The sequence below is a fragment of the Streptomyces sp. NPDC048514 genome (genome assembly GCF_043199955.1).
Lineage (GTDB): Bacteria > Actinomycetota > Actinomycetes > Streptomycetales > Streptomycetaceae > Streptomyces.
Genome location: NZ_JBICWT010000006.1, coordinates 39,910 through 63,610, shown reverse-complemented (window position 1 = coordinate 63,610; position 23,701 = coordinate 39,910). Strand labels below are relative to the sequence as shown.

Sequence of the window (23,701 nt, the reverse complement as noted above, 5' to 3'; positions counted from 1 at the left end):
AGCGCAGGGCGGTGTCTTCAGCCACTTCGAGTTCGTGCGGAGCTGTGTAGCGGGGAGTGCCGGCACTACCCGGGAACTCCCCGGAGACACCGGAAATTCTCGGAGCGGCTATACACCGCCGAGCCGTGCACGCACGGCGGATGGGAAGGCCTGTGACACGCGTGTCCCTCGGCGGGCCACCAGTGGGCCGGGAGTGGTTCAGCGCATCGGGTGCGGACGAGCGCATCCGTGCGCGCACCTCAGCGTACGAACACGAGACGCGAATCTGCGACCGGGCCACTGCATCCTTGTGTACTGCAAGGTGACTGAACATCAATCCATCACCAGAGCTTGTGGTTCACAGCCTTGTACGGTGTCACCGGTGTTGGCAAAGGGCTACGGGGGCACGGTGGATCTGCGGCATCAGACGGAAAATTTCGTCAACGCGTCCTGGTCGATGGTGGGGCTGCGCGATCTGGTCCACGACATGGTGGGTCTGCTGTTCACGGACCTGAGTGCCAACGGGGGCATGGCCGGTGACGGCGCGGCCGGCAGGGCCTTTGCCAAGGTGTACACGGAAGCAGTGCAGACAGTCTTCGACAAGTCGTCCTTCGCCCACCAGGTGATGGCCAGCGGCGCCGGGGCGCTGCTCGATTCCTCCGAGACGCTCCTGAAGCGCGACGACATAGTGGCAGCCAAGCTCCTGGAACAGAGCCCCTTGACGCCAGGGATCGGTGCACAGCCATCCGGGCCGGACTGCAGCCCACGCGCCAGTCACAACGCGGAGGACCTGCCCGACGTCGTGGGGGAGACCAGCCGCCTCGATCAATACCTCTTCAACGAACGGTTCCTCGGACAGCCGCACAAGCTGCGCACCGCCGCCAAATCCTGGCGCAGTGCTGCCAAGATTCTCGGCGACGCGTACTGGGACTCCCGTGACGCCTGGAAGACGGCCACCCTCGATCAGGCGGGCCATGCTGCCGACGCTGTCGAGGCCTTCTTCGAAAAGTTCGTCGGCAAGGCACCACCACCCAGCGAGGTCGGCGATCACGACACTCTGCTGGCTAACCTGCCGACCGCTTGCACCATGCTCGCAAATGCCTGTGACGCCTATGCCGACCACGTCGAAACGGCCAAGCAACGGCTGCCCCTGGAGAACAACTCCCTCACCGGTGACTTCCAGTGGCCCTGGGAACAGCCCCGCTTCGGAGGTGACGGACACGACGGCGGCCTGCACGACCTCATAGCCGGCGATACGCGTATCACCTCACTCGGCAAGATCCCTCACGCTCTGGACAGCTCCAAGTCCCGTGTGAAGATGCCGCAACCCGACCACGGCGGCTTCCTCCCTGGCATCCCGCCGCTCCTCGGCCCGCTCATCCGTGTGCCGACCCTGGTTCCGGCCGCCTACCGCCCCCTCCCCGCCAGTACCCCCCACATTCAGCCGGTCCCTCCAGGCATTCCGCCCGACCCCCGTTTCCCGCACCTCACGCCCGCCGAGGGCACAAGGTTCCAGACATGGCTCGACACCCTGAACAAGGGAGACGTCTCTGGTGGCCGGCCGGCCGAAGTCGCCTACCAGAAGCGAGTGGCAGGCTTCCCGGAGTACGAGGTCCCCATCCCGCCAGGTCACGGCAAGTCGAACACGCTGATGGTGGACGGCTTCCGAACCCTCGACGGAATGGCTGTAGAGGCAAAGTACGTCAACAAGCCCGACCAGCGGTGTTACCGCTCGCTGGAAGACCTCAGAGCAAACCATGAAACGGGCAAAAAGGGCTTCCTCTATGACAAGGACCGCGTGGAACTGCGAAAATACGCTGCCGCGCTTAACGACCCCCGCAACAAGGAGATGCGCGGTGTCGAGACGGTCACCAACAACCAGGAAGCCGTCCAGTACTGGCGCATCATGATGGCCGCATGGGGCGTCAAAGGCCACGCCCGTTACGTCCCCTGACCACCGCTCCGTCACACAGGAAGCACCGCCATGGAACCGGAACAGATCGCGGAGCTCCGCACCATGTTCGTCTTCACCCCTCCTCACGGACAGAGCTGGGGCCTGTCCTTCGAGACCCTGGCAGCGCGGCTGCGAGAGCGAAACCCGGACGAATTCATTCGCATCGAAGACGGAGGCGGGCCTGTCCGCGGGGCCTTCATGAGCTTCGGGATCACCCTCGATGACCAAGACCTGGAAGGCACGGCCCGCCAGGCTCCTGAAGGCGTGTCCGTCCTGGACTGCAACGCCCACCTGGCAGCACGGTTCGCCCTGTGGCTCAGGAACAACGTCGTACCGGCCGACGTCCCGATCATCTTCAACACTGAATGGGGGATCGAGGAAGACATCGAGGACACCCCCCTTCCCGACGCGACCCGTCCCAGGATCGTGGCAGCCTTCGTCCAGCACATCGAAGAGACCGGCGGCCTCGACTGAAAGAGCGCCGTGCCCGGTCGCGACACTCGCGAACACGTTCTCCACCGAGCATCGAGCCCAAGGGCAACGGGCCGCCGAACCGGCTCGATCTGGACGTGTCCGTTGACCGGCTTCGGGCGAGGAGGTAGGCGGTCGCGGCAGTGGTGACGTGGAACGAGCCGTAGCGGGCGATTGACTACAGCTGCCGTCGACGCGTCGCCCTGCTGCGAGGCACCCGCCGGTGATTAGCGCGACGGCGATGGGCAGTGAGGAGGTCGGTGGCCGGCCACTGCACCACGTCCGGTCCGGCGTTGGAGGGCTCCTGGATCGCGGGCAGGGCGGTCGGGACGACCGACTGGTCGATCATGTCCAGCAGCCCGGCGCCCAGCACCAAGAGGGCGATCCATGCCGCAAGGCCCAGGGGGACCGCTGTTGCATCACCCGTAGTGCAGCGGCCTCACGTAGGACACCTCAGGACCGTCGTCCCGGCCCGGGGTCTCGCACACTCCGGCCCGACGGACGGACACCGTGCCCTCCTCCGTCTGCGCCCCCTGCGTCTCTCCGTCTGGTGACCGGCGCCTGCTGCGCCTCGAAGGCAGAGCCTCGGCGGGCGGTGGCCTCTACGGGGGCCGTCGGCCCCCAGCATCCGGACTGCAGGCGGCGCGACACCGGGCAGTATTGGATGTTCCAGCCAGTGCCTTGGTGACGACCTCGAGACCCACCTCCAGGGTGAAGCAGACCCCCAGATCGTGGGCGTTGAGGCTGCTGCCGAGCTGGCGGAAGTGGCTGGCCACAGCACCTGCCAGGGCGGGCGTTGCCGCGGGCGTTCCTGCTGCTGGGTACCACCCCCGTGAGACCCGCCCCGACGGCCAGGCTCGGCGCCTGAACGGGCATGGGCCCGCGCCGGGTGGATGAGCGTCCCCGCCGCCGCGCCACGCTAGGCGGCGCAGGGCGTGTCTCCTTGGTGCTCTGAGAGACCGCGCGTTCCGCGCGTTCAGTGAATGATGTGGATGCGTGGCCGGATCCGATCAGTCCAGTCACTCCCAAGGGTGGCAAGTGCGCTGGGTATCGGCCACACCGGCCGTCCGGCCGCGTTCAGCAGCACCTCGGCGTCAGCCTGCGCGCCGCCGCCCTCGTGCCCAGGCGGGTGATTGCGCCACTTCCAGCACACTGCCCCGCATTCCGCAAGCCCCGTAGAACACAGGCTGGCTCTTGAGCCTGGCCGGAGTGGCTGCACCACGAATGGCCAGCACTCAGTGCACGGGGCACGAGGCACCGGATGCTCTCGCCCCCGGTCAGCGAGCTGCACCCGAGTGCCACTGCGTACGCCGCTCGTACGCCATATGTACGCTTCACGTGGCGGCCGCTGCGCCTGGGCGGTCGCCGGTTGGTGGCGGTCACGCCCATCGCATGCCGATGGCGGCCAGTTGCTCGATGCGCTCCGGTGACAGGGACGCGGCTCTGGAGCGCTGATTGCTGACCCATGCCCCTAGCCGCAGGTGGTGTTCCTGCGTCTCCGCCTTCTCGCCGTCGTGGCCGCCGTCCGCGCCGCCGCCGATGGTGATCCGCTCGGTGTGGTTTCTGGGTACGCGTAGGTGGCCTTCGCGTTGGTAGTACTGGGTGGCGGCGGCGAGGTTGCTGGTCTGCAGGGGAGTATCAGTTGGGCGTCGTCATTTAGGTGTCAGTGGTGCAAGCCCGCTGACCTGGCGGTTGGCGCTGACGCGTGGTGCTCATCTGCTACTGACATGACTGACGATGGGGCATGTCGTTCTCGTGCAGACTGCTATAGCGGTTGCTGGGTTTGCGCTGGTCGGTGGTGTTTACCTCCCCGGAGTGTCGGAGTCTGGCCAGAGCGCCGCGACGCGTTCCTCAATGGAGGAGATGAGGATCCGTTCCGGACGGCCTGCGAAGAGGTAGAAGAGTGATTCCGGAACGTAGCCCGGGCGGCGGAACCAGTTGCGGACCTGTTCGCCGCATCCCTGATCATCTGCGATCTCGCCGAGGACTTGTTCGGTGTCCTGGTAGATGTGGGCACCGCGCAGCCGCCCGGCCGATCTGCTGATCATGAATTCCTGTAGTGGGGCCAGCCCGCCGCCCGGGCTGGGGGTCCGTCCCCAACTGCTGAGCGACGGTGTGGACATGAGGATGTCGTTGACGGTGTTAGTGGTCTGGGTGTGATGCCACACTTCCAACAGTGTGGCGTGACGTCCTTGGTTGATGAGGTGGTCGGCGAGATTGGTCAGCAGGCGGCCGGTCAGCATCATGTTGCGGCGCACGTCCACGGGCACTTGCGTGCCCAGTACGGCCAGTGCGCCCTCGCGCAGCAGGAGATCGGCGATGGAGACGGCGCTGGATCCCCGGGGAGCGACGTGACATGCGCTGAGCACAATGACGGGTGGAGTGTGCTGCAGGCCGAGTTCGACGTGCGGTTCGTCGCCGATGACGATGGCCGCCGTGTTGGCAACGAGGGTGCCGTGGGCGCTGATGATCAGCAGGTCAGGTGTGTGCTCGCTGACGGCCTCGCGCAGGGCATCCAGGGAGAGCGTCTGCACCGCGTGGATACTCAGCCCTTCGACGTCTTTCAGGGTGTCCTGAGTGATCCGCCAACCGTCTCGTGAGATTCGGCCCACCGGGTCGCTGGCGGGGATGCACTCGGCCACCAGGACACGGATGCGGTTCTTCCACTCGACACCGACGGCGACGGCACCGGCCTTCTGCACGGTGCGGGTCAGCGGCAGCAGCGGCTCGTACGTCAGGGGCAGGCGCGCCGCCAGCGGGGCGGTGTCGCCCGGCAGGGTGGCAAGGCCCAGCGGGAAGTTGGAGAACACCGTGAGCATTGACGCCCGGCTGATGGCCTCCACCACCGGTTCGGTGAACAAGGGCCTGACGACAGCGTTGAGGCGGCTGAGCAGTTTCTCCACCGAGCGGGGGCGGTCCGCGGCAGAGTCTCGGAAGTGCTTTTCCAGATCGGCCAGCAGCGTGAACGCGCTGGGGGGAACGGAGGGCATCATCAGTCCCAGGCTGTCGTTGGCGACGGCCCGGTGGGTCAGCGTGTACCCGATGGCCGCCCGTTCGACGTGGGCATCATCGCGTTCACCGATCTCGGTCGACCAGGTGTCGCCGGCGTCCAGGGCCGCGAGCGGGCGGACGCGGGCTTTGCGCAGCTGAGGGGGGTAGGCGCCGCGTACGTATGCGGGCGCGACTCCGGGCAGCGCCAGTGCAACCGGCAGCCGCAGTCGTGCCTTCTCCTCAACGACCGTCTGTCCAAAGACCGGTTCGGCCTCTTCGCTAGTCAGTCCCTGACGCTCCAGTCGGGCGGTGGCCGCGACGAGCGTGTGCCCCTGCAGGGTGCGATGAAGCAGCGTACGTGGTTCCTCATCGGCGGGCGCATCGATGTCCCAGCCCATCCGGCGAGCCATGAGACGCCAGGGCAGGTCCAACGCGGCCAGGTCCAGCCGACGGCTGAGAGCGACCTTCCCCGCCAGCGGAGGGACGTCGGGGTATACGCGCTCCTGGATGGCCTGCCAGTGTTCTTCGAGACTCGCGTCGCCCAGAGACGAGAAGGAGGCGACGGGGAGTTCGACCCCCAGCGCGACCGCTCCCCGTGCGGTCCGCTCGACGAGCTCGTCCGGGCACAACGCCAGCATCGGCCGCCACCACGGTGCCAGAGCCAGGCTGTCGAGCGCGGTGACGGGAACGGGCATCACGTGATGTCCCATCGCCAGCTGCTGCAGGCCCTTCAGCTTCCATGCTTCAAGGTCGACCAGGTCTCCTCGTGACTGCGGCAGATGCAGGCAGTACCACAACCCGGGCAACGCCCGGGCCACGTCGCGTGCCAGTGCGTGAGGGATGGCGAATTGATCGGGGTCCTCAAGCGGTGCGTCGATGACCGGCGAGATCTCTGAGGGAGCCGTGCCGTCCTCCGGGTCGAACACCACGAGGTAGAGCAGATGTCTGCCGGCATCCGGGGGGTGAGGGGCTGGTGTCGTCACTCCTGGAGCCTAGTGCTGTGCAAGGGCTGCCGGGGTTCACCTATCCGCCTGCGGCATCCTGCAAGGAGGGCACCTCCGGCCGAAGGTCCTCCGTCGATGGCGAGGTACCTGCCTCGGTCGTCCGTGAGCACGGTGACACTGCGGTCCTCAGGTCGTCCAGCGCCCACGCGGACCCGGCGGCGCGAACATAAGGGTGCCGAGCCCGGATGTACGACGCCTCCTGTCTCAGGGAGGCGTCGTACACATCCCGCAGCCGGGCGTCAGCGCGGTCCCGAGTGGGGCTCGGCTGTCGCATCTGCGGCCGGCGCGCCCGGAGCGAGACCAGTTCGCTGCCTGAAGCGCCGCCTGACGCTGCGCGCGGCGACCAGCGTGAGTGCTGCCGCAAGGCTCGCTAGATATTCGGCTGCGGCTGCGCTGAGAATGTTCACTGGCCGGCCGCCGGCACCGGGGCGGACGGGCTTGCCGCAGCACGGTGGCGCAGTCCCAGTCGTCTCAGCTTGCGGCGCACGCGGTTGCCGAACGCATCCGGTTCGTCGGCGCCGCCCAGAGCCGCGGCCTGGGCCCATGTCACGCGCTGCGCACCGTAGGTCATGGCTACGGCTCTCTCCATGGGTGCCAGATCCGCGAGCACGGCAAGGACGCGGCAATCGTCCACCTCGCCGTGCAACAGGCCGTTCTCCGGGCGCCGGTCATCGCTGACCACATCTCTCAAGGACACTCCCGATGCCACCGGGGCCTCCAGCAGCCGCACCGTGCGGCCGCCGGATTTTCGCTCCCAGAGCGGCTGCAGACAGCGATGTTCCCGTTCGGTATGACGGTGGAGCAGCTCCATGATCTCGGCATCGCCACTCAGGTGCCGGCCAAGAGCCTCAACCCAGTCACCCAGCAGGGCCATCTCCACGGCCGCGCGCCACGCGTGCGGTCGGCCAAGATGGAGCCACGTCCGAGAGAACTCGTCCACGGCTGCCGTGTCACCCTCGATGCAGGCGTTACGTGCCACCAGCGCGGCCATGACGGCTTGGCGGGTGGTGAATGCTTCTGGTCCGCTGAGCTGTTGGGCGAGAGTGTGCAGGACGGCAGCGATGAAGTTCACGGGGGAGTGCCTCGCGTCGGTGTCCCTTCTCTGCCGCCCCCTCTCCAACAAGGCGATCCAGACGTCCTGGGCGAAGGCCCCGTCCTGTTTCTGGTCGACGTTCACGGCGTCATCGGGCAGACCCCGTGCCCTCCACATGCGCGCCATCTCATATAGGTGGCGCACGACAGCCCTGCGGGCTTCCTCACCGGCGCCGGGCACGCGTGTGGTCACTTGCCTGGCCATCCGGCGCAGCCGCTCGAACACCCGGGAGGCAGCAGGCCGAGCCTGCGCCAGCCAGGTCCCGTGCTGCACGGGCACCGGTTCGATTCGCACCGCGTACACGGCCTCGTGCACGGTCTTTCCCCTCGGGCTTGGCCGGTTGAGAGCCGGACACCGCGCCTGCCCATCGCGGGGGCAGTCCGGGCAGAGGTAGCGAAGGCAGGCGTTCCGGTCCATCAGTTGTTCCTCCGCGTAGCGCAGGAACCGGATGGTCCACAACGCCAGTGCCTCGTCCTCGGGCGTGCAGTCCTCGATCGGTGAGGCGAAGCGGGCAGGCACACGCGTGGCCCGGTCCTGGGTGTCGACCAGCAGGCGAAGCACCCAGCTCTCCAACGCGGAATGAAGCGCCGGGACGCCGACGCGGTCATCGTCCTCGAGATCCGAGTAGCACAGCATGACCATGTGAAGCTCCTTACCTGTAGCGCATGATGAGGCTGCTATCCCTAAGGACCGGCCTGAAGGCGAACCGGCAATCACCCCGCGATTTTTCTAAGTGATCTACGTCACCCTGCGGTTCTGGGGGGCCCAGCCTTCGGAGCCCGGGACGAGCCACGCCACTGCATCGGGCGGCCGAGCTGGCAGGCCCGCCCGATGGATCGCGACACACCGGGACGAGGCTGCAGTTGGCCACACCCTCCATCCATCACAGGCGCTCCCTGCCTGCCGGCAGTAGACCGCTGCCCCATGCCCGGTGCAGCGGGTCGCAGAGCACAGCCTTCAACTCTCCCGTCTCCGTGGCATCTTGCCCGGCACACGGATTGGCGGCAGAGCGGCCACAGCAGTGTGGCGGAGTTTCGGGCGCGTCGCGCACTGGGATGTGGATGTTGGTTTATGCACACTTGAAGGGCGGTGGCTGCAGGTGCCGAGCGGGGGAGCGCTGGCGGGACCTGGCCCGAGCGCTATGACCCATGGCAGACGGTCTACGAACGCTTCGCCCGCTGGGAGCGGGACGGGACTTGGGCGAGGCCGCTCGAGCACGTCCAGACGACGCGGTGGAGTGGACGGTGTCGCAGGGCCGATTGGAGTCGCCTGGGTGGGGCCACTGGACGCCGCCCTAGCCATCGGGGCCCGACCGCCTCAACGGAAGGCATCATCACGGCCACACTGGTAAACAGGTCACGGGGCCCGGTCTCCCGCGAGAGGGACGGGTTCGGGGTGTGACCGACACCGTCAGCGCGTGCTGCGATCGCGGAGCGAGCCGTGCCTCCACCCAGACGTCCTCATCGCATCAGATGTCCTTCATGCCGCCGTTGATGTACCAGTCGGAGTCTGCGAGGGCGTACAGCAGAGCGGTCTCCCAGTCGTTCGGGTCGAATGCCGCGCAGCTGTCGGCGTCTTCGATGAGGGTGGCGCGCAGGACCTCGGGGCCCGAGGACTCGAGCAGGTGCGTGTCCTTCCGGCGTCGGGTCGCTAGACGGCGGGACGCTGCGAACTCGTATTTCGTTCCGAGCTTGTGCCTGGTGAAGTGGTGGGCGAGGCGTTGCGCTTTGATCTGCGACCAGTCCGCAGGGGGACGGACGAAGAACTCGACCGCGCCGCCCCCGTCGACATGGCGGACCTCGGCGTGCAGCCATCGGACGGTTCCGAGGTCGTCGAAGTAGGGATGGAAGGGTTCCTCGGTAGCGTTGGTGGAGAAGTTCTTGCTCTTGCCCTGGTTGCAGGGTACGCAGGCAGGCACCAGGTTCAAGGGCGTCAGCGCCAGAAGCGGAAAGCTGTCTTTCGGAGCGTGGTGATCGAGGGTGGACGCCTCTCCTACCCCGCACATTGTGCAAGCACCGTGAATCGCGGCGGCCTTGATCGCGTTGTAGAGCTTGCGTCCACCCCCTCCTACGAACGCCTTGTCGTACGTGGCGTTGAGCCGGTACTTGTCCGGGTCCGTGCTCTGAGCGTGGAGCTCGGAAATCAGCAGGGCGAGCAGTTGACCCGTGTCAGCCGCTGCCCGGTACCGTTCCTGAGTCTCTATGAGCTCCGGGAGCCGGCCCTGGAGGAGTTCGTCCCATTCCTTCTTCGCCAGCCACCTCATGCAGGCGTTCAGCACGTGCTTAACGGTGATCCCCGGCCGCGGTGGCCACAGCATCAGCGGTCCCCCCGCGTACGAGCAAACGTCATCGCTCGCAGTAGAGCCCGGGCTTCCGCTCCCAGGCCGCTGAACCGCTGCGTGATCTCCTCATAGCTTCCCCCCTTCTCGACCTCCGCGGCGATCGCTGCGTGAAAGCCGGTCGAGGTGACCTCCAAGCCGAACACGTCGTAGGTCAGCTCACCGACGCTCTCGCCGTAGGTCTCAAGGCCTGGGCGGTGAGCGGTGAGTTCGTCACCGTGACGGATCATCTTCCACACACAAGACGCGGGCACCTCTTGCAGGACGACGGGGGAGTGAGTTGCAACCACCGCCATGCCGTTGCGGTCGGCCAGCAACGTGGACAATGCGCTGGTCAAGGCAGCAAGTAGCGGCGGATGCAGGTGCGTCTCCGGTTCGTCGATCAGCACCAGGGTGCGTTCGCCGACCACCTCGATCAGACGAGTCATCATCAGGAGCACCACTGCGTGGCCAGAGCTCAGACTGTCGAAGACCTTGCCCACCCGCGCCTCGAACTTGTGGCTGCTGCCCTCCCTCATCATGGCGTCCAGCACCATCAAGTGATCGTCGAGGAAGCCGCTCGCGGCGTAGTTCAGCGTTTCGATGGCCTTGCGCCAGCGCATGCCTCTCGAACCGATTCTGACAGTGGCGAAACTGTCGACGAACTCCTTCCGCCTCTCATCTCTCGTCTTGAGTCGCTCCTCTTCATGGTGATACAAGCCTATGTACTGGAATGAGAGCGCGCCGCGGGGCATCGGCCCATAGGGCCGATCGAAGGGGCTGAACGACACGACGACACAGCCGTTGAAGCTGTTGTCATCGTCACCATCGCTCTCCACTGTGATGCGACCCGCCATAGCGTCGATAGCGATGCGATGCAGCAGCGTCGACTTTCCGGCACCGTTGCGGCCGATTACCGCATGAAGATTCGTGGGAGGGCGACTCCCCGGCTCGGCGTCGAAGGTGAACTCATGCGCCGGCAACAGACCTTCCCCACCGAGGGTGTACGTCCAGCGGAAGGGAACGACACGCGCACGCAACCCGTGGGCAATGCGATTCGCATTACGCAGCTGATCTTCGCTGCGGCCACGGAGCACCGACTTATTGAACACCTCGAGGGACCTGAGTGACCGAAGATCCGTATCCCAGCCAAAAGCGACATCGTGCAAGGCCATAAGGATTTCGCGGCCCATGCCTGGGGGGAGCTCCAGCAGTGACACGTAGTAATCGTCCTCGTGACCAAGGCTGAAGAAACCGCGCTCCAAAGAGGTGAAGCGTCCTGGCAAGATTTCTGCCGTGTTGACGAGTCCATCTCGACTCATCGAGACATGCGCGATCCGGAGGTAGCCGATGCGCCGCCTAGTCATATCGGCCAGACGGATGTGGAGATCGAACGTGGTCACGTACCCGTGATCGTTCCAGCCGTCTTTGATCAAGTACGCACCGACGCGACGGGGTAGTGCTTCCTGGTACTCCAGCAACGTGAACTGCATGGCAATGCTCCCCCTCCTAGGACTGATCGTCCGCAGGTAGAATGCCTCAGCTGACTCAACGACGGCGAACTGCAACCGCGCACCTCGACGAAACTCGGCGCCCGAGGAGAGCAGCACTGGTCGCGGTGCACGCTCGACTCCGTCATGCGGGTGGCAACGGAATCCGACCGGACCGAAATCCGACCGGCCCTGGTCAGCGGCTCGAGAGTCCACCTGATGACGGAACCGGACGGCTACAGCAGGCACTCGTTGCGCTGCTGCGCTCGCCGGCCGCTCCCTGTCCCACAACGGCTCGGAGCTGTCGAACGAGGGTCGACCTCAACCGCGTGATCCTCAGCAACAACAACTTCCAGGACTGCCTGAACACGACTCTGTCCTGGCTGGTGCCACCGCGAGGGCATGCACGAGATCCCGAACGGCGCCGACAGCATCTCCTCCCACCGCGGCGACGAGAACGCCGTGGAGAGCCCGGCCCGTCGCCCGCGCGGCCGAAGAAGACGCCGGGCACGCACAAGCCCAGCGGGATCCCCTCGGACCCGTCGACGTCGAGCATGCCCAGCACATCCGGCACGCCGTCCACCCCGAGCGCGCCCGCTCCCACCCCCCGACAGCGTCGGCCATCTCCAGGACGTGGGCACGGCGAAGTCCACCGGGAAGGCGGGCGACGCGTTCGTCCAGAAGGGTCAGCACCAAGGCCGAGACAAAGGCGGACAAGGTTGCGGCCAAGATCCGCATCCGCTTCACCGTCATCGGCGACATCGACGCCACCTTCACCGGCGGCGAGAAGGTCGCCACGATCCTCGCCAACAGCACCGGCGTGGCCGTCGCCCCCCTGCAGGCGGGCGCCTGTGCTCGTACCCCCGCTTGCCCTGAGGCTGCCCGCGCATCCGGCGGAACCTTAAAGCCTTGCAACTGCGAATTGAGCGGAATGGGCTCAGTCGGACCTAGTGACCTGAGTCGGAGATCTTCTGGTAGTTCTCGCGAGCTGCCCCGCGTGCCGGCGGCCGGACTCCAGCAGGCCGGCCCGGGTCTGGCGGCCGCACAGCATTCGGCTGGTGGCCGTCGATCTGACGAAGAATCTCTGACTCAGGTCACTAGGCAGTTTCGTTTGGATCACCGGGCGGACCAGAGGAAGATCCCGGCGATGTGGAGTGCGGCCAGGTAGATGGTCGCGGTCTTCTCGTAGCGGGTCGCGATGCCTCGCCACTGCTTGAGGCGGTTGATGCAGCGCTCGACGGTGTTGCGCTGCTTGTACGTCTCGCGGTCGAAGGCTGGTGGCCTGCCACCCCGGCTGCCCCGTCGCTGCCGTGGCCTCGCTGGTCCGCCGGGACCGGGATCACCGCCCGGATGCCGCGCTTGCGCAGGTGGTCGCGGATCGCGCGGGACGAATAGGCCTTGTCCGCCAGGACCACGTCCGGTCTGGTGCGTGGACGACCGCGTCGTCGGGGAACGCGCAGGCGGGCCATGACGTCAGTGAAGGCGGGTGCGTCACCGGCCTGTCCGGCGGTGAGCACGAACGCGAGGGGCCGGCAGCGGCCGTCAGCAGCGAGGTGGATCTTCGTGGTCAGTCCGCCCCGGGACCGGCCGATGGCATGGTCGGCCGGTTCGCCGGCTGGGGCCCCTTTTTACGGGCTCCGGCCGCGTGCTGGTGAGCGCGCACGATCGTGGAGTCGACGGACACGGCCCATGCCAGGTCTTCATCGGCGTCGGCCTGGGCCATCAGCGTGGTGAAGACGCGCTCCTAGGTGCCGTCGACGGCCCACATCCGCAGCCGGTTGTAGACGCCTCGCCAGTTGCCGTACTTCTCCGGCAGGTGGACCCACTGCGTTCCGGTCTGGAACTTGAACGCGATGGCGTCGATCACCTCCCGGTGGTCCCGCCAGCGGCCACCCCGCTTCGGCGTGCGGTCCGGGAGTAACGGCTCGATCCGCGCCCACTGCGCATCTGTTAACGGCACACCCGGACCAACGACCGACTGATCCAAACGAAACTGCCTAGCACCCGGTGCCGCAGACTGTCGCCGGACTCACTGCCTTCTGCCACTTCGAGGCGACGCCAGCAACCCACGCCCGCAAGCAGCTTGACGACAGATTTGATCCAGGTCAAAGCAAAGGTGGGGAGAAAGGGACCACGAGCAGACAGCCGGGCAGGGGACTGTAAAGCGTTCGGCCCTGTCTCACATTCGGTGGTGACGGTGAGCCGTGAGGGTCGTTGATGCTCGCGTGGGGATCAACGAGCCTGCATAGGCGGGTGTTTTCCGGTCTGTCGCCGCTGCTCTCAAGGGATGAGGCCGACGAGGGCGAGCGGATCATAGTGCGGGCGCGGACTCCGCAAGAAGTCGCGGTCTGTTGGAGGTTGCCCCGGCAGGGGTTCACCAGGCTCGAGCAATCCATGAGGTGCTCGCCCAGAGGGTTGGTGCTCTCGAAGGCGTCCGGGGCGTACAGACGGAACCGGTAGGAAATCGCTCTGTCCCATCCTGCACCGGCCCGCCGAACAGATCATCGACCGAGAACGTGGAGGAACCGGCACTGCCGACGCAGCTTCGATGTCGTAACGCCTGAGTGGCAAGCCTGGTGATGAGCGTTTGCCAGCACGACAGGCAGCCGCACCCGTACGACGTGCTTGTTCCTCGCGTGTCGAACCGTTGTCTCCGACAGCACACCGGCCCGAAACGACACGAGGGCGGCCTCAGGCCAGGTCGCGTGTCTGCCAGCCGGGCGGGAGCTTGGGCAGGCCGATCAGAGCGTCGATGCCGAGGTGTTCCAGCAGCAGGGCTTTGAGGTGCCGACCGTCGATGAGCTCGACGCGGTTGCGGGGTGCGAAGTCCCAGCTCGCCTTACCGAACCACGCGGTGGTGACCACGATGCCCTTCGAAGCGCTCTTGTCGTTCACGATCCCCGCGACCGACCGCACCGTCTCGGCGGATACCACGTTCTTCGAGCGTTTGGCCTGGATGATGCACAGCCCGCCGATGAGAGGTTCCTCATTGACCGCGACAGCGTCGATGCCGTCATCCCGGGAAGCCTGGGTTACCCAGGACTTGAGCCCGATCTTCTCGAACAGCCGCCGGATGAGGTGCTCGAAGTCGATCGGGTCCATCGCGACGAGGTCGGGCCGGCTGTCGAGGCCGGCGACGACATCCCGCTCCGGAGCGATCTTGTACCGGGCCAGGTCGAACGTGACGACAGGAGGAACGGGCTCAAGATCATAGGGGTGCTGGGAGACGATCGCGTTCAGATAGTGCAGGCTCGCCACCGGGTCGAGTTCGGGCTCGTCCAGCACCAGCTCGGCAAAAGCCTCCCGGCTGACCCGCACACTGATCAGGCACGGCTCGATTGCCTTGCCGGTGGCACGGTCCTTGGCGTGGACTTTCCCGTTGAATGCCACTCCGTCCACGAGTAACGGCGGTGTCACGGCGAAGGCCTCGTCGATCGCCCGCAGCGCGAGTCTGGCCACCAGATCCCTGTACAACGCCTTGCACTCACTCTCCTTCCGCGGCTGCGGGACCACTGCCGGGGGAGCGGAAGCCTTGAACCGGTACTGCGTGACCGAAGGAACCACCGACTGGGCCGGCAACTCGATCTCCAAAACCAGCTCCCGGGACTCCGGAGCGAATGCCGCCTGCCGAGCACCGCCGAGCCTTTCCGGATAACCGATGGAGCCCAGCGCCCTCTCCACCCCGACCGCAAACCCCTCGAGATCTCCTTCACCGAGCGCCTGCTCCACCTGCAGCCGCAATCTCTGCAGCCCGCCAGGGCGGGCGCGCAGAACCGCAGTCAACACCTCGAGCCGTTCTTCCACCTCGGCCGTCCGGCCTGCAGCCTCCCGGCGCAGACTCTCAACACTCTCCTGCTTTGCACGCCGTTCCGCCGCAGCCTTCTCACGGGCCTCCGCACGACGCTTCTGCTCGAGCTCCCTCGCCCGCGCCGCCTGACGCTTCTCAAGGTCCCGCACGATCTGCTCGGCCCTGCGCGACTCGGCACTCTGCTGCGCCTGCTTCTCTTTCTGCGCCCGCATCCATGCCTGCGCCTGCTCGCGTTCCCGCCGTGCTTCCTTCTTGGCCCGCTCGGCGGCCTCACGCTCCGCGGCCCGTGCTTGACGCGCCAGCTCCGCCTCAGCCCGCTTCGCCGCTGCGGCCTTCTTCTTCTGGCTGTCCCTATATGCCTGCAACAACTGCGCCGCCAAGGACTTCCTGCTCGCCATTCGCCGCCCTCACCACAGGTCAAAACACAACAGCTCCCCCAGCCGCAGGCAGGGCAATCCCAGCGGCCGGGCCATGGCCTGACTCGCTCGGAACATGACTGCTTTTCACTCGCGCCGCCCCGAATCCGACGCAAGCCCGCAGGGCTGCTCACACTGCTCATGCGCGGCATCGCAGGGAGGCATCCAGACGCCACAAGTCCTCCACCACCCGTCTCACCTGGATCGGCAGCCTCGGGCGATCATCTGCGCTGCTCTCGCTTTGGGATTTGTGGTCCGAGCCCACATATGGTGGATGCCTGGGATTAGTGCGCCGCGTGGCCCGCATGCGCTCGTGACCAGCGCAGACACTCGAAGCTGGGGCGGGAGAAGGCCCACGATGTCGCCCTGGGGGCACCGGCCAGTCCGCCGCATAACTGAGATGGCAGGCAGGCAGACCTGGCCGCGGTCAGTGCGCAGGCGAGTCTGCGGGGCCCAAGACCGGCCGGTGAAGGGTGGCCGGCTGCCAGTGCACCTCGTCGGTATCCCGCTGATGGTGCCAAGCCGCCAGGGTACGGCCGGCGACCAGCCGGTCGAGCAGTACTCCGGTCTGCTGTGGGGAGTGCCCGCACAGACGGGCAACAACGGCCATGTCGGCTGTGGCCCCGGCCGCGGTGGTGTGGGCGGCCAGGACCAGGGCAGTCAGCCGTTCTGCGGGTTTTGCCGTCGCCGAAACGATGTGTGAGGTGGGCTGCAGGGCCCAGTGGGCGGCGCGCCGACGGGCGCTGCGGCCCGGGGCCTGGTTCAGCGCCGCGTCGTCGAGCAGCCGCACTTGCAAAGGCGCTGCCCGGGGATCGGGCAGGTCGAGCCAGCCGTCCTGCACCAGCTCCTGCCACGCCTCGGTGTGCCGGTGCAGGCGCATGCTGCGCAATAGGCCGGCCGGCAGCCGGGCGCAGCCGTGTATGTCGGCGCGCAGGGCGCATTGCAGGGCCAGCAGCCGGGCGGCAGGGGAGGTGACGCAGCCGAGTGCGGAGGCGAGGTGGGTGAGCATCTCCCGTACCCGTTGCGGCTCGTCTCCGTGCACCCGCGGCCGGACGGGGGCTGATGCGGCCGGTCGGTGAGGGCTAAGCAGGGTCTCCGGCACGACGGCGGTGTGGCTGGTCGCTGCCGCGCAGGCCGCGCACGCGTCGGCCAGCCGCCAGGTGCGGCCGCCGCGGTCGCGGGTCAGGGCCAGCAGCACCCGCCCGGCACAGCCGCGATGACGCGGATGCCACACACAGCCCCGCAATCGGCACTGGCAGCTGCGCAGGTGCGGCGGCAGCGCGTCCGCGCGGACATGGCAGGCCAGATGCGCCAGGGCGGCCGACCGTGCGGAGGAGGCCTGCAGGGGGAAGGTGCGGGCGGTACACGAGGGGCAGACGAGTACGGGGCCGTCCGCTTGCGGGCGCAGCTCCACTGTCCAGATGCGCCGCACTGCGGCATGTGCGCCACCGAACCGCATGGGCCGGTCGTCCTCCTGTCGTCTGTCTGTCCTTGTCGTGGCGGGGGTCACCGTGGCGGGCCCCCGAGACGGACGCACTGTAGTGCAGATTCCCGCACCATGGATTCGCCGTTTCCCCACTCCGGCGAAAGTGCAGAAACCCGCACTGACGGGGCAGGGGTCTGCACCGTCGGATGGTCGGGTGACGATCTTGCCGCCCGACCCCGACCTCACTGCGCTGCGCGTCGTGCTCGCGCGCCTGCGGGCCGAACGCGGTTGGACCTTCGACGAACTCGCCGACCGCAGCGGGCTGGCCCGGCGTACCCTCATCGACCTCGAACACGGCCGCACCACCGGCAGTGTCACCACCTGGCACACCCTCGCCCACACCTTCGACGTGCCCATCGAGCGCTTCCTGGGCGCCCTGTGCGACGACCACACCCCGCCCGGCACGGCCGCTTCCTGAACCTGCACTCCGTCCCGGCTGGCCACGCCGTGAATCACCCGATCGGGCAATCAGGCATAGAACAGCCATCCGCAGTAACGCTCATGTGTGCGGGCCCGCTGGGCCGGCCGGGGGACATCCCCGCGACACGTTGCTCATGTCTGCGTGTCGCCTGGCACGGTCCGGGCCATGTGCCCCACGCCCGCCCCCGACGGCCGTCACTGGGACGGCAGCCCCCGCGCCCCCCACCGCCCCCGCCCGCTGCGGGTGACCACCACCAGTCCCAGCCGCCTGCTGCGCGCCGGCCAAACCGGACGCTGCCGCCACTGCGGCAGCCGCATCGACCTCTACCCGCGCCCCGATGGGCGGCCCATCGCCCTGCACCCCGCGGAACTGGCCATCACCGACGTCCCCGAATCCTGCCGCTGGCACCTCAGCGGCGGCATCGCCCACCCGCACGGCGACAACAGCGCCTGGTGCCGCATCCCGCATGCCGTGCTCTGCCCCCACCACACCCCCACATGCCAGGCCGGCCCCCGCCTCGAGGCGATCCGCCGCCACCTCGCCGTCCGTGCACGCCGCCTGATCGACACCGGGGCCCTCACCCCCGCCTCACCTCAGCCCGCCGCCCTCCACGCCGGAGGACCCGACCGCCCCGTCGTCCAGTTGCTGCTGTGCCGCTATCTCGCCCAGCAGCGGCTCGAGGACCTGCGCTGCGTCGCCCAGACCCGCCACCGCCACCGCTGCCCCCACCCCCTCCTCGCCCCCGCCGGCCCGGCCGGTATGTGGAAACTGCTGCCCAGCACCGCCCAGCACGGCCAACTCGCCCTGCCCGACGTCCTGATGGCCGTCTACGACCTGGGCCACCTGCCCTACGGCGAACAGCTGCGCTGGCGCACCCAGCGCTGCCCGGCCCACGCCACCGCCCCCGGTGCCGCCGACCTCGCCCTGGCCGCCTGGGAACCCTTCGACCCCCTCCTGCACGCGGCACACATCCACACCCGCCTGCCCCACCCCCCGCCCCGCCCCCACCGAAGGGGATGACCCGTGCCGCACCACGCCCTGGAAATCACACTGACCCGCCCCCTGACCCCCACGGCCCTGCAGCGCGCCGCCCGCCTGCTGCCGCTGGCCGCCAACCACGAGGCCACCCGCCTCATCGCCCTCATGCCCGCCAAGACCCCCCACCGGGCACTACGCCGGCTGCGCCACCGGCTCGGGGACCGGCTGCCCATCGACGTGATCACCACGCACTACCCGGACGCCGACCACCGCGTGCTGCTCAACGTCGCCTTCCCGCCTGCCGTGCACGCCGCCCTCAAAGCCCAGGCCCGTCGCGCCGCCCAGAGCCCCGAGCGCTTCCTGGAACTGGCCCTGCACCGTGCCCTGGCTGAGCACGCCGACCGGGAGACCGACCGCCTCGATCGGGCCGTACGTCAACTCCTCGCCCACACCAGCCCCGGCTACCTGCTGTCCGCCGTCGGCCAGGCGCTCACCCGACTCCCCGAAAGCCCCACTCCATGAAACCCACCGACGAACAGACCGCCGCCGCGGATGCCTTCCACGCCGGCGCTCACCTGGCCCTGCAGGCCGGCGCTGGCACCGGCAAGACCACCACCCTGGCCCTGCTCGCCCACAACAGCACCCGCCGCGGCCGCTACCTCGCCTACAACCGCGCCATCGCCCAGGACGCCCGCACCCGCTTCCCCGACACCGTGCAGTGCAAGACCGCCCACGCCCTCGCCGCAGCCGTCGGTCACCGCTACACCCGCCGCCTGAACGCCCCCCGCCGCCCCGCCTGGCAGACCGGACAGGCCCTCGGTCTGACCAAAGCCCTACGCATCGGCGACCGCGAAATCTCCCAACGCGCCCTGTCCAACGCCGTCCTGCGCACCGTCACCCGCTTCTGCCACACCGCCGACGACAGCATCACCCGCCACCACGTGCCCATCCTGCGCGGCCTGGAAGACAAAGGCCATCACTGCGAACTCGCCACCTACCTCCTGCCGTTCGCCCACAAAGCCTGGACCGACCTGCACCACACCGACGACGGCGCCGTCCGCTTCGACCACGACCACTACCTGAAAATCTGGGCTCTCACCCAGCCGAAGATCGATGCCGACTTCCTGCTCCTCGACGAGGCCCAGGACACCAACCCCGTCGTCGAACAGGTCTTCCTGGGCCAGCGCGACCACGCCCAGCTCGTCATGGTCGGCGACTCCGCCCAGGCCATCTACCACTGGCGCGGCGCCAAAGACGTCATGACCGGCTTCGACGGCACCCGCCTCGCCCTGTCTCAGTCCTTCCGCTTCGGCCCCCACCTGGCCGCCGAAGCCAACCGCTGGCTGAGCCTCGCCGACGCACCCATCCGCCTCACTGGCACCCCCACCGTGCCCACCGAACTCGGCCCCGTCACCCAGCCGGACGCCGTGCTGTGCCGCACCAACGTCGGCGCCATGGCCCAGGTCATGACCCTCATGGCCGCCGGCCACCGGGTCGCCCTGGCCGGGGGAGGAGACAGCCTTCAGGCCCTGGCCCTCGCCGCCCGCGACCTGAAGGAAGGCCGCCGCACCCACCACCCCGAACTCATCCTCTTCCCCTCATGGGGCGACCTGCAGGACTACGCCGCCCACGACCTGGCCGGCCGCGACCTGCAGCCCCTGGTCAACCTCGTCGACACCCACGGCACCAATGCCATCCTCGCCGCCGTCGCCCGCCTTGCCCCCGAGCCGCACGCCCAGGTCACCGTCTCCACCGCCCACAAGGCGAAGGGACGCGAATGGCCCCGCGTACTCATCGCAGACGACTTCGCCCGCCCGGAGAACAACACTTCTCACGAGCAGACAGGCACCCCGGCATCACCCGAACCCATCGACGACGCCGAAGCCCGTCTCGCCTACGTAGCCGTCACCCGCACCCGCCAACGCCTGGACCTGGGGGGCCTGTCCTGGATTCACGACCACCCTGACAAGACCCACGACCCCTCAGCAGCAACTCCGGCATGAGGTGTCGCTTCCGGGGGAGTCCGCGACGACAACAAGACGCGCCGGCGGGCGAGGCAGAGCACAGCCTCCCCCGCGCCACCGGCGCGTCTTGTGGGTCCTGAATCGCGCCCCACGGTGCTACCGGGTGACACCGGTAAGTGACTGCAGTCGCTGGACGACAGCATCAGGTAGCGGGGTCCGCCCCGGGCACGAGGGCAGTTGAGGTCGGCTGTGGCCGGCTGGCCTGGGGCACGTACCGCTTGGCGGCTTCGAACAGCTGGGCCACACGGTGGCGTTCCTCTGCGCACTGGCCGGTGAGAGGAGAGACGATGAGAAGACGGCGAGGTTGACGGCGAAGCCGAAGATCCCGCCGGTAATACTGCTCAGGACGCGGATGTCGTCGGGTAGACCATCGTCAGGACGCTGGCGACGGCGAAGCCGGAGACCATGCCAGAGATGGCTCCCCACTTGTTGCCCCCGTGCCAGAAGATGGCCAGGAACAGGGGCACGCCGAGCCGCCTCAGTGGCACACGCCCAGCCTCGCCGGGAGACTCGTTGCAACGCTCGCTGCTCAGCACCGCGCCACGCATCGTCGCGACGCCGGAAAACCCCGCTCACATACAGATTGAGCGCTGGCTCATCGACGCCATCGAGCAGTGGGTGGTACGCCCCGGGGAACGCCTGCCCGGCGGACGCGTCCTGTCAGACGCGCTGGGCGTCAGCCGGATGACGCTGCGCCAGCCGATGAACGTCCTGGAACAGCGCGGAATGATCAGACCCAGCCCGGCGGGGGAGGCGGGGCCTTCGTCACGGAACAGTCCGTCGATGTAGACCTGACAAGCCTCAGCGCTCACATCGTCCGCGCGAACATGACCGCGGGCGCCCAGGTCGTCTCCGCAACCACCCTGGCCGGACAGCCCTCCGTCACCGCCATGCTCGGACTCGTCCCCAACGACGACGTGCACGAAGTCGTCCGGGTCCGTCTCGCCAACGGAGACCCGTCGTCCTGGAGCGGTCCTACTTCCCGGTGGTGCTCTTCCCCGACCTCCTCGACAAGCCGCTGACCGGGTCCATGTACGCCGTCCTGAGAGAAAACTACGGGCGCACCCCACCACCGCGACCGAGTACGTCCGGCCCGTCTTGGCCAACCAGGAACACGCCGACCTGCTCTGCGTCGAGCCGGGCAGCAGCCTGCTCGCCGTAGAGCGCACCGCCTACGACGCAGAACACGTCCCGGTGGAGTACTCACTGGACCTCTTCCGCGCCGACCGGATCCGCTTGCTCGTGCGCAGCCAGCTCATCCCCGAATCAGAGACCTGACCTCCTTGCACGAGCCCTGCCCGTCCGCCGGAAGCAGCGGCGCGTGCAGCGCAGATGCCGGGGAGGAGCATCTCCACACCCGTGCGCACCAGTTGGCCCCGAATTTCGCATTCTGCGGCGCCAGCGGAACCTCCCGGATCGTATCGGGAAGGGAACACGGGCCCCCGGGGCGGATCTGCGCAGACCAGGAGGGTGCGGGTCAGCCGCTCATGCCGCCGACGACTGCCCAGATGCCGCCAACAAGCGTCGACAGCGGGGCCGTGGGTCTGCCAAATCGACGGATGAGCCGCCACCGGCCGGGTACGGTGTTGTCCAGTCAGGCCCGGGCCGTCGTTCGCAGCGATGGCACCAGCCGACCCCAATCAACTTCCTTTCCACCGCCCGGAGATGCGCTCGTACCGCGTCAACCAGCGGGTATCCCATTTCCGTGCACAGCACGCCCGCCGTTCGGGCCGTGCACGGGACTGCCATGTGGAGACTTCGCGATGACCGCATTGCCCCGTACGGCCCAGGCCGTCGACTTCCTGTGCGAGCACACCCCCAGCAAGAGCCGCGTGATGGCCCTGCTCGACCACGACCACGGCCCTCGTTCCCTGACCGCCGTCCTGACCTGCAAGAAACCCGACCACGCGCACGAGGCCGTCGACATCCTGCGCCGTGTCCTGGCCAGACGCGAGGCCACCTGCGCCGACGACGAACTGCAGGCATTGACCGCCGTCATGCCCGACGCGCCAGCCGGCTCGCTGCGCCAGGCCGTCACCCACGCCGCGACCGGCACCTGGCCGACCGGCCCTGGAGTACTCTACGAAGTCGCCGAACCGGAAGACCTCGAACCCGACAATGCACAGCAGGCCGCGCCCGTCCCGTTCGAGCCGTCCAGCCACCCGCGGCTCAAAGACCTGCCGGGGAAGATCGTGCGGATCGCCCGTCTGTATGAATTCCACGTCACCGACGAGGACGCCCTGATCCGTGCCGCGACCGATCGCGGATGGGAGCCGTTGCCGGCAACCGACCTGGGAGACGACGACCCGCGCGACCTCGTAGGCGCCGTCATGACTCTCACCGACGATCTCGAACTCCCCGGAGCACAGACCCTGGAGGACCAGAGCGTCGCCGAAGTCCTCAGCCCCGAGGACGGGGACGAACTCGCCGACTGGAACCCGTCCCCGGTCACGATCCGCTTCCACCACGGATGGCGGCTGCGCCACGAGCGCAGCCGCCCCGCGGCCAAGGCGCAGACACCGAACTTCGCGGCGCTGTTCCCGCTGCGCGAGTGTGACTGCCCCGGCGAGTCGGAAGACTGCGAAGCCTGCGGATGGCAGCTGACCCCCCGCACTGCTGACCTGCTGAGCACGGCCCTGTCCGTCCTCGCGGACCAGGCCTTCGACGACGCCGCGCGGCTGGGCGATCAGTACCTGCCGGACGCTGACTCCACTGGCTGGGCCGTCTTCGACCGTCTCCCCCCGCTGACCCGGTCCGCTGATCACCGCTGGCGTCGGCGTATGGCCAGGGCCTTCGACGACCTCGCCGACGACCTGAACCAGGGCCGCTGGCCCGAACCTACCTGCACCGCCGAGGAAATGGCCCTCCACCTGGCCATCGAAGACGCCCCCACCTACCTGGAGGAGCGGCCCGCGGACGATGAACACCACACCCTGCCCCGGCACGAGGACGACTACAGCTGGGATGGCTGCTCCGAACTCCTCTTCCAAGACCACGACGTGTTGATGCTCTTCGACGCCTCCCTTGCCGGCTTCGAGGAGCCCGACAACCCCGCGAACCAGCGCCTGGGAGCGGGAGACCTCCGTGCGGACTCCTGGTTTGAGCCCTTCAACAACGGCGCAGCCCGCAATCCGCGACGAGGCTTTCGCCGATAGCAGCCCGCACTGTCTTCTCCGGCCTCCAGCCCGTTTGCAGCCCGCGCGGCCGGCCGAACCGGTCCTGCCGTGGTGGCATACAGCCATGGCGCCGCGCGCATGCATCGCTTCCGG

The 23,701-nt window shown here is 67.9% G+C and carries 17 protein-coding genes and 3 pseudogenes; 11 read left to right on the top strand and 9 right to left on the bottom strand.

What is annotated here, in order from left to right:
- The first annotated feature begins 361 nt into the window (after positions 1-361).
- Both ACGFT2_RS14705 and ACGFT2_RS14700 read left to right on the top strand, forming a co-directional pair.
- Positions 362-1,933 (top strand): restriction endonuclease fold toxin-2 domain-containing protein, encoded by a 1,572-nt coding sequence (locus tag ACGFT2_RS14705; RefSeq protein ID WP_393277750.1) that lies wholly within the window; start codon positions 362-364, stop codon positions 1,931-1,933.
- Between the two features lie 30 nt (positions 1,934-1,963).
- Positions 1,964-2,407 (top strand): hypothetical protein, encoded by a 444-nt coding sequence (locus ACGFT2_RS14700; RefSeq protein ID WP_393277748.1) that lies wholly within the window; start codon positions 1,964-1,966, stop codon positions 2,405-2,407.
- 1,376 nt (positions 2,408-3,783) lie between these two features.
- Here the strand turns inward: ACGFT2_RS14700 and ACGFT2_RS14695 are convergent.
- From ACGFT2_RS14695 to ACGFT2_RS14685, 3 genes are all read right to left on the bottom strand, one after another.
- Positions 3,784-4,035 (bottom strand): helicase associated domain-containing protein, encoded by a 252-nt coding sequence (locus ACGFT2_RS14695; protein ID WP_393278405.1) that lies wholly within the window; start codon positions 4,033-4,035, stop codon positions 3,784-3,786.
- A 171-nt stretch (positions 4,036-4,206) separates the two neighbouring features.
- Entirely contained in the window at positions 4,207-6,378 is a 2,172-nt protein-coding gene (locus tag ACGFT2_RS14690; RefSeq protein ID WP_393277746.1) for a CHAT domain-containing protein, read from the bottom strand.
- A 424-nt stretch (positions 6,379-6,802) separates the two neighbouring features.
- Complete coding sequence (locus ACGFT2_RS14685; RefSeq protein WP_306945445.1) at positions 6,803-8,134, bottom strand: hypothetical protein; 1,332 nt, start codon at positions 8,132-8,134, stop codon at positions 6,803-6,805.
- A gap of 455 nt (positions 8,135-8,589) precedes the next feature.
- On the opposite strand from ACGFT2_RS14685, the pseudogene ACGFT2_RS14680 reads away from it, so the two are divergent.
- Positions 8,590-8,716 (top strand): annotated as a pseudogene (locus ACGFT2_RS14680) (transposase); the annotation flags it as partial.
- Between the two features lie 244 nt (positions 8,717-8,960).
- Here ACGFT2_RS14680 and ACGFT2_RS14675 read toward each other — a convergent pair.
- From ACGFT2_RS14675 to ACGFT2_RS14655, 5 genes and pseudogenes are all read right to left on the bottom strand, one after another.
- The gene (locus ACGFT2_RS14675) at positions 8,961-9,770 is read right to left on the bottom strand and encodes an HNH endonuclease (protein ID WP_393277743.1); all 810 of its coding nucleotides are present in this window, start codon (positions 9,768-9,770) and stop codon (positions 8,961-8,963) included.
- A gap of 38 nt (positions 9,771-9,808) precedes the next feature.
- Entirely contained in the window at positions 9,809-11,302 is a 1,494-nt protein-coding gene (locus ACGFT2_RS14670; RefSeq protein WP_393277741.1) for an AAA family ATPase, read from the bottom strand.
- Positions 11,303-12,415: 1,113 nt separating this feature from the next.
- Positions 12,416-13,286: pseudogene (locus tag ACGFT2_RS14665) on the bottom strand (IS5 family transposase).
- A 704-nt stretch (positions 13,287-13,990) separates the two neighbouring features.
- The gene (locus tag ACGFT2_RS14660) at positions 13,991-15,505 is read right to left on the bottom strand and encodes a restriction endonuclease (RefSeq protein WP_306945451.1); all 1,515 of its coding nucleotides are present in this window, start codon (positions 15,503-15,505) and stop codon (positions 13,991-13,993) included.
- A 445-nt stretch (positions 15,506-15,950) separates the two neighbouring features.
- Positions 15,951-16,982, bottom strand: a complete 1,032-nt coding sequence (locus tag ACGFT2_RS14655; protein ID WP_393277739.1) for a hypothetical protein — start codon at positions 16,980-16,982, stop codon at positions 15,951-15,953.
- Positions 16,983-17,163: 181 nt separating this feature from the next.
- Between ACGFT2_RS14655 and ACGFT2_RS14650 the strand changes: the two genes are divergently transcribed.
- The 4 genes from ACGFT2_RS14650 to ACGFT2_RS14635 all read left to right on the top strand — a co-directional run bounded on the left by ACGFT2_RS14650 (position 17,164) and on the right by ACGFT2_RS14635 (position 20,411).
- Positions 17,164-17,427, top strand: a complete 264-nt coding sequence (locus ACGFT2_RS14650; protein ID WP_181801087.1) for a helix-turn-helix transcriptional regulator — start codon at positions 17,164-17,166, stop codon at positions 17,425-17,427.
- A gap of 168 nt (positions 17,428-17,595) precedes the next feature.
- A complete protein-coding gene (locus ACGFT2_RS14645; protein ID WP_306945457.1) occupies positions 17,596-18,450 on the top strand; it encodes a DUF6083 domain-containing protein in 855 nt (284 codons plus the stop codon).
- 3 nt (positions 18,451-18,453) lie between these two features.
- Entirely contained in the window at positions 18,454-18,930 is a 477-nt protein-coding gene (locus ACGFT2_RS14640; protein ID WP_306945459.1) for a hypothetical protein, read from the top strand.
- Positions 18,927-20,411: a UvrD-helicase domain-containing protein gene (locus tag ACGFT2_RS14635; RefSeq protein ID WP_393277736.1), complete on the top strand. Its 1,485-nt coding sequence runs from the start codon at positions 18,927-18,929 to the stop codon at positions 20,409-20,411. The genes ACGFT2_RS14640 and ACGFT2_RS14635 overlap by 4 nt, the downstream gene beginning before the upstream one ends.
- 362 nt (positions 20,412-20,773) lie before the next feature.
- On the opposite strand, the gene ACGFT2_RS14630 is transcribed toward ACGFT2_RS14635, so the two are convergent.
- Positions 20,774-20,920, bottom strand: a complete 147-nt coding sequence (locus ACGFT2_RS14630; RefSeq protein WP_181801084.1) for a hypothetical protein — start codon at positions 20,918-20,920, stop codon at positions 20,774-20,776.
- 25 nt (positions 20,921-20,945) lie between these two features.
- Between ACGFT2_RS14630 and ACGFT2_RS14625 the strand changes: the two genes are divergently transcribed.
- The 4 genes and pseudogenes from ACGFT2_RS14625 to ACGFT2_RS14610 all read left to right on the top strand — a co-directional run bounded on the left by ACGFT2_RS14625 (position 20,946) and on the right by ACGFT2_RS14610 (position 23,587).
- A complete protein-coding gene (locus ACGFT2_RS14625; RefSeq protein ID WP_181801083.1) occupies positions 20,946-21,221 on the top strand; it encodes a GntR family transcriptional regulator in 276 nt (91 codons plus the stop codon).
- A gap of 38 nt (positions 21,222-21,259) precedes the next feature.
- Positions 21,260-21,454, top strand: a complete 195-nt coding sequence (locus ACGFT2_RS14620; protein WP_181801092.1) for a UTRA domain-containing protein — start codon at positions 21,260-21,262, stop codon at positions 21,452-21,454.
- Positions 21,418-21,710, top strand: a pseudogene (locus tag ACGFT2_RS14615) (UTRA domain-containing protein). Before ACGFT2_RS14620 ends, ACGFT2_RS14615 begins: the two are co-directional and overlap by 37 nt.
- Positions 21,711-22,195: 485 nt before the next feature.
- Positions 22,196-23,587, top strand: coding sequence for a hypothetical protein (locus tag ACGFT2_RS14610; RefSeq protein ID WP_181801080.1), 1,392 nt, complete (start codon positions 22,196-22,198; stop codon positions 23,585-23,587).
- Positions 23,588-23,701: the final 114 nt, after the last annotated feature.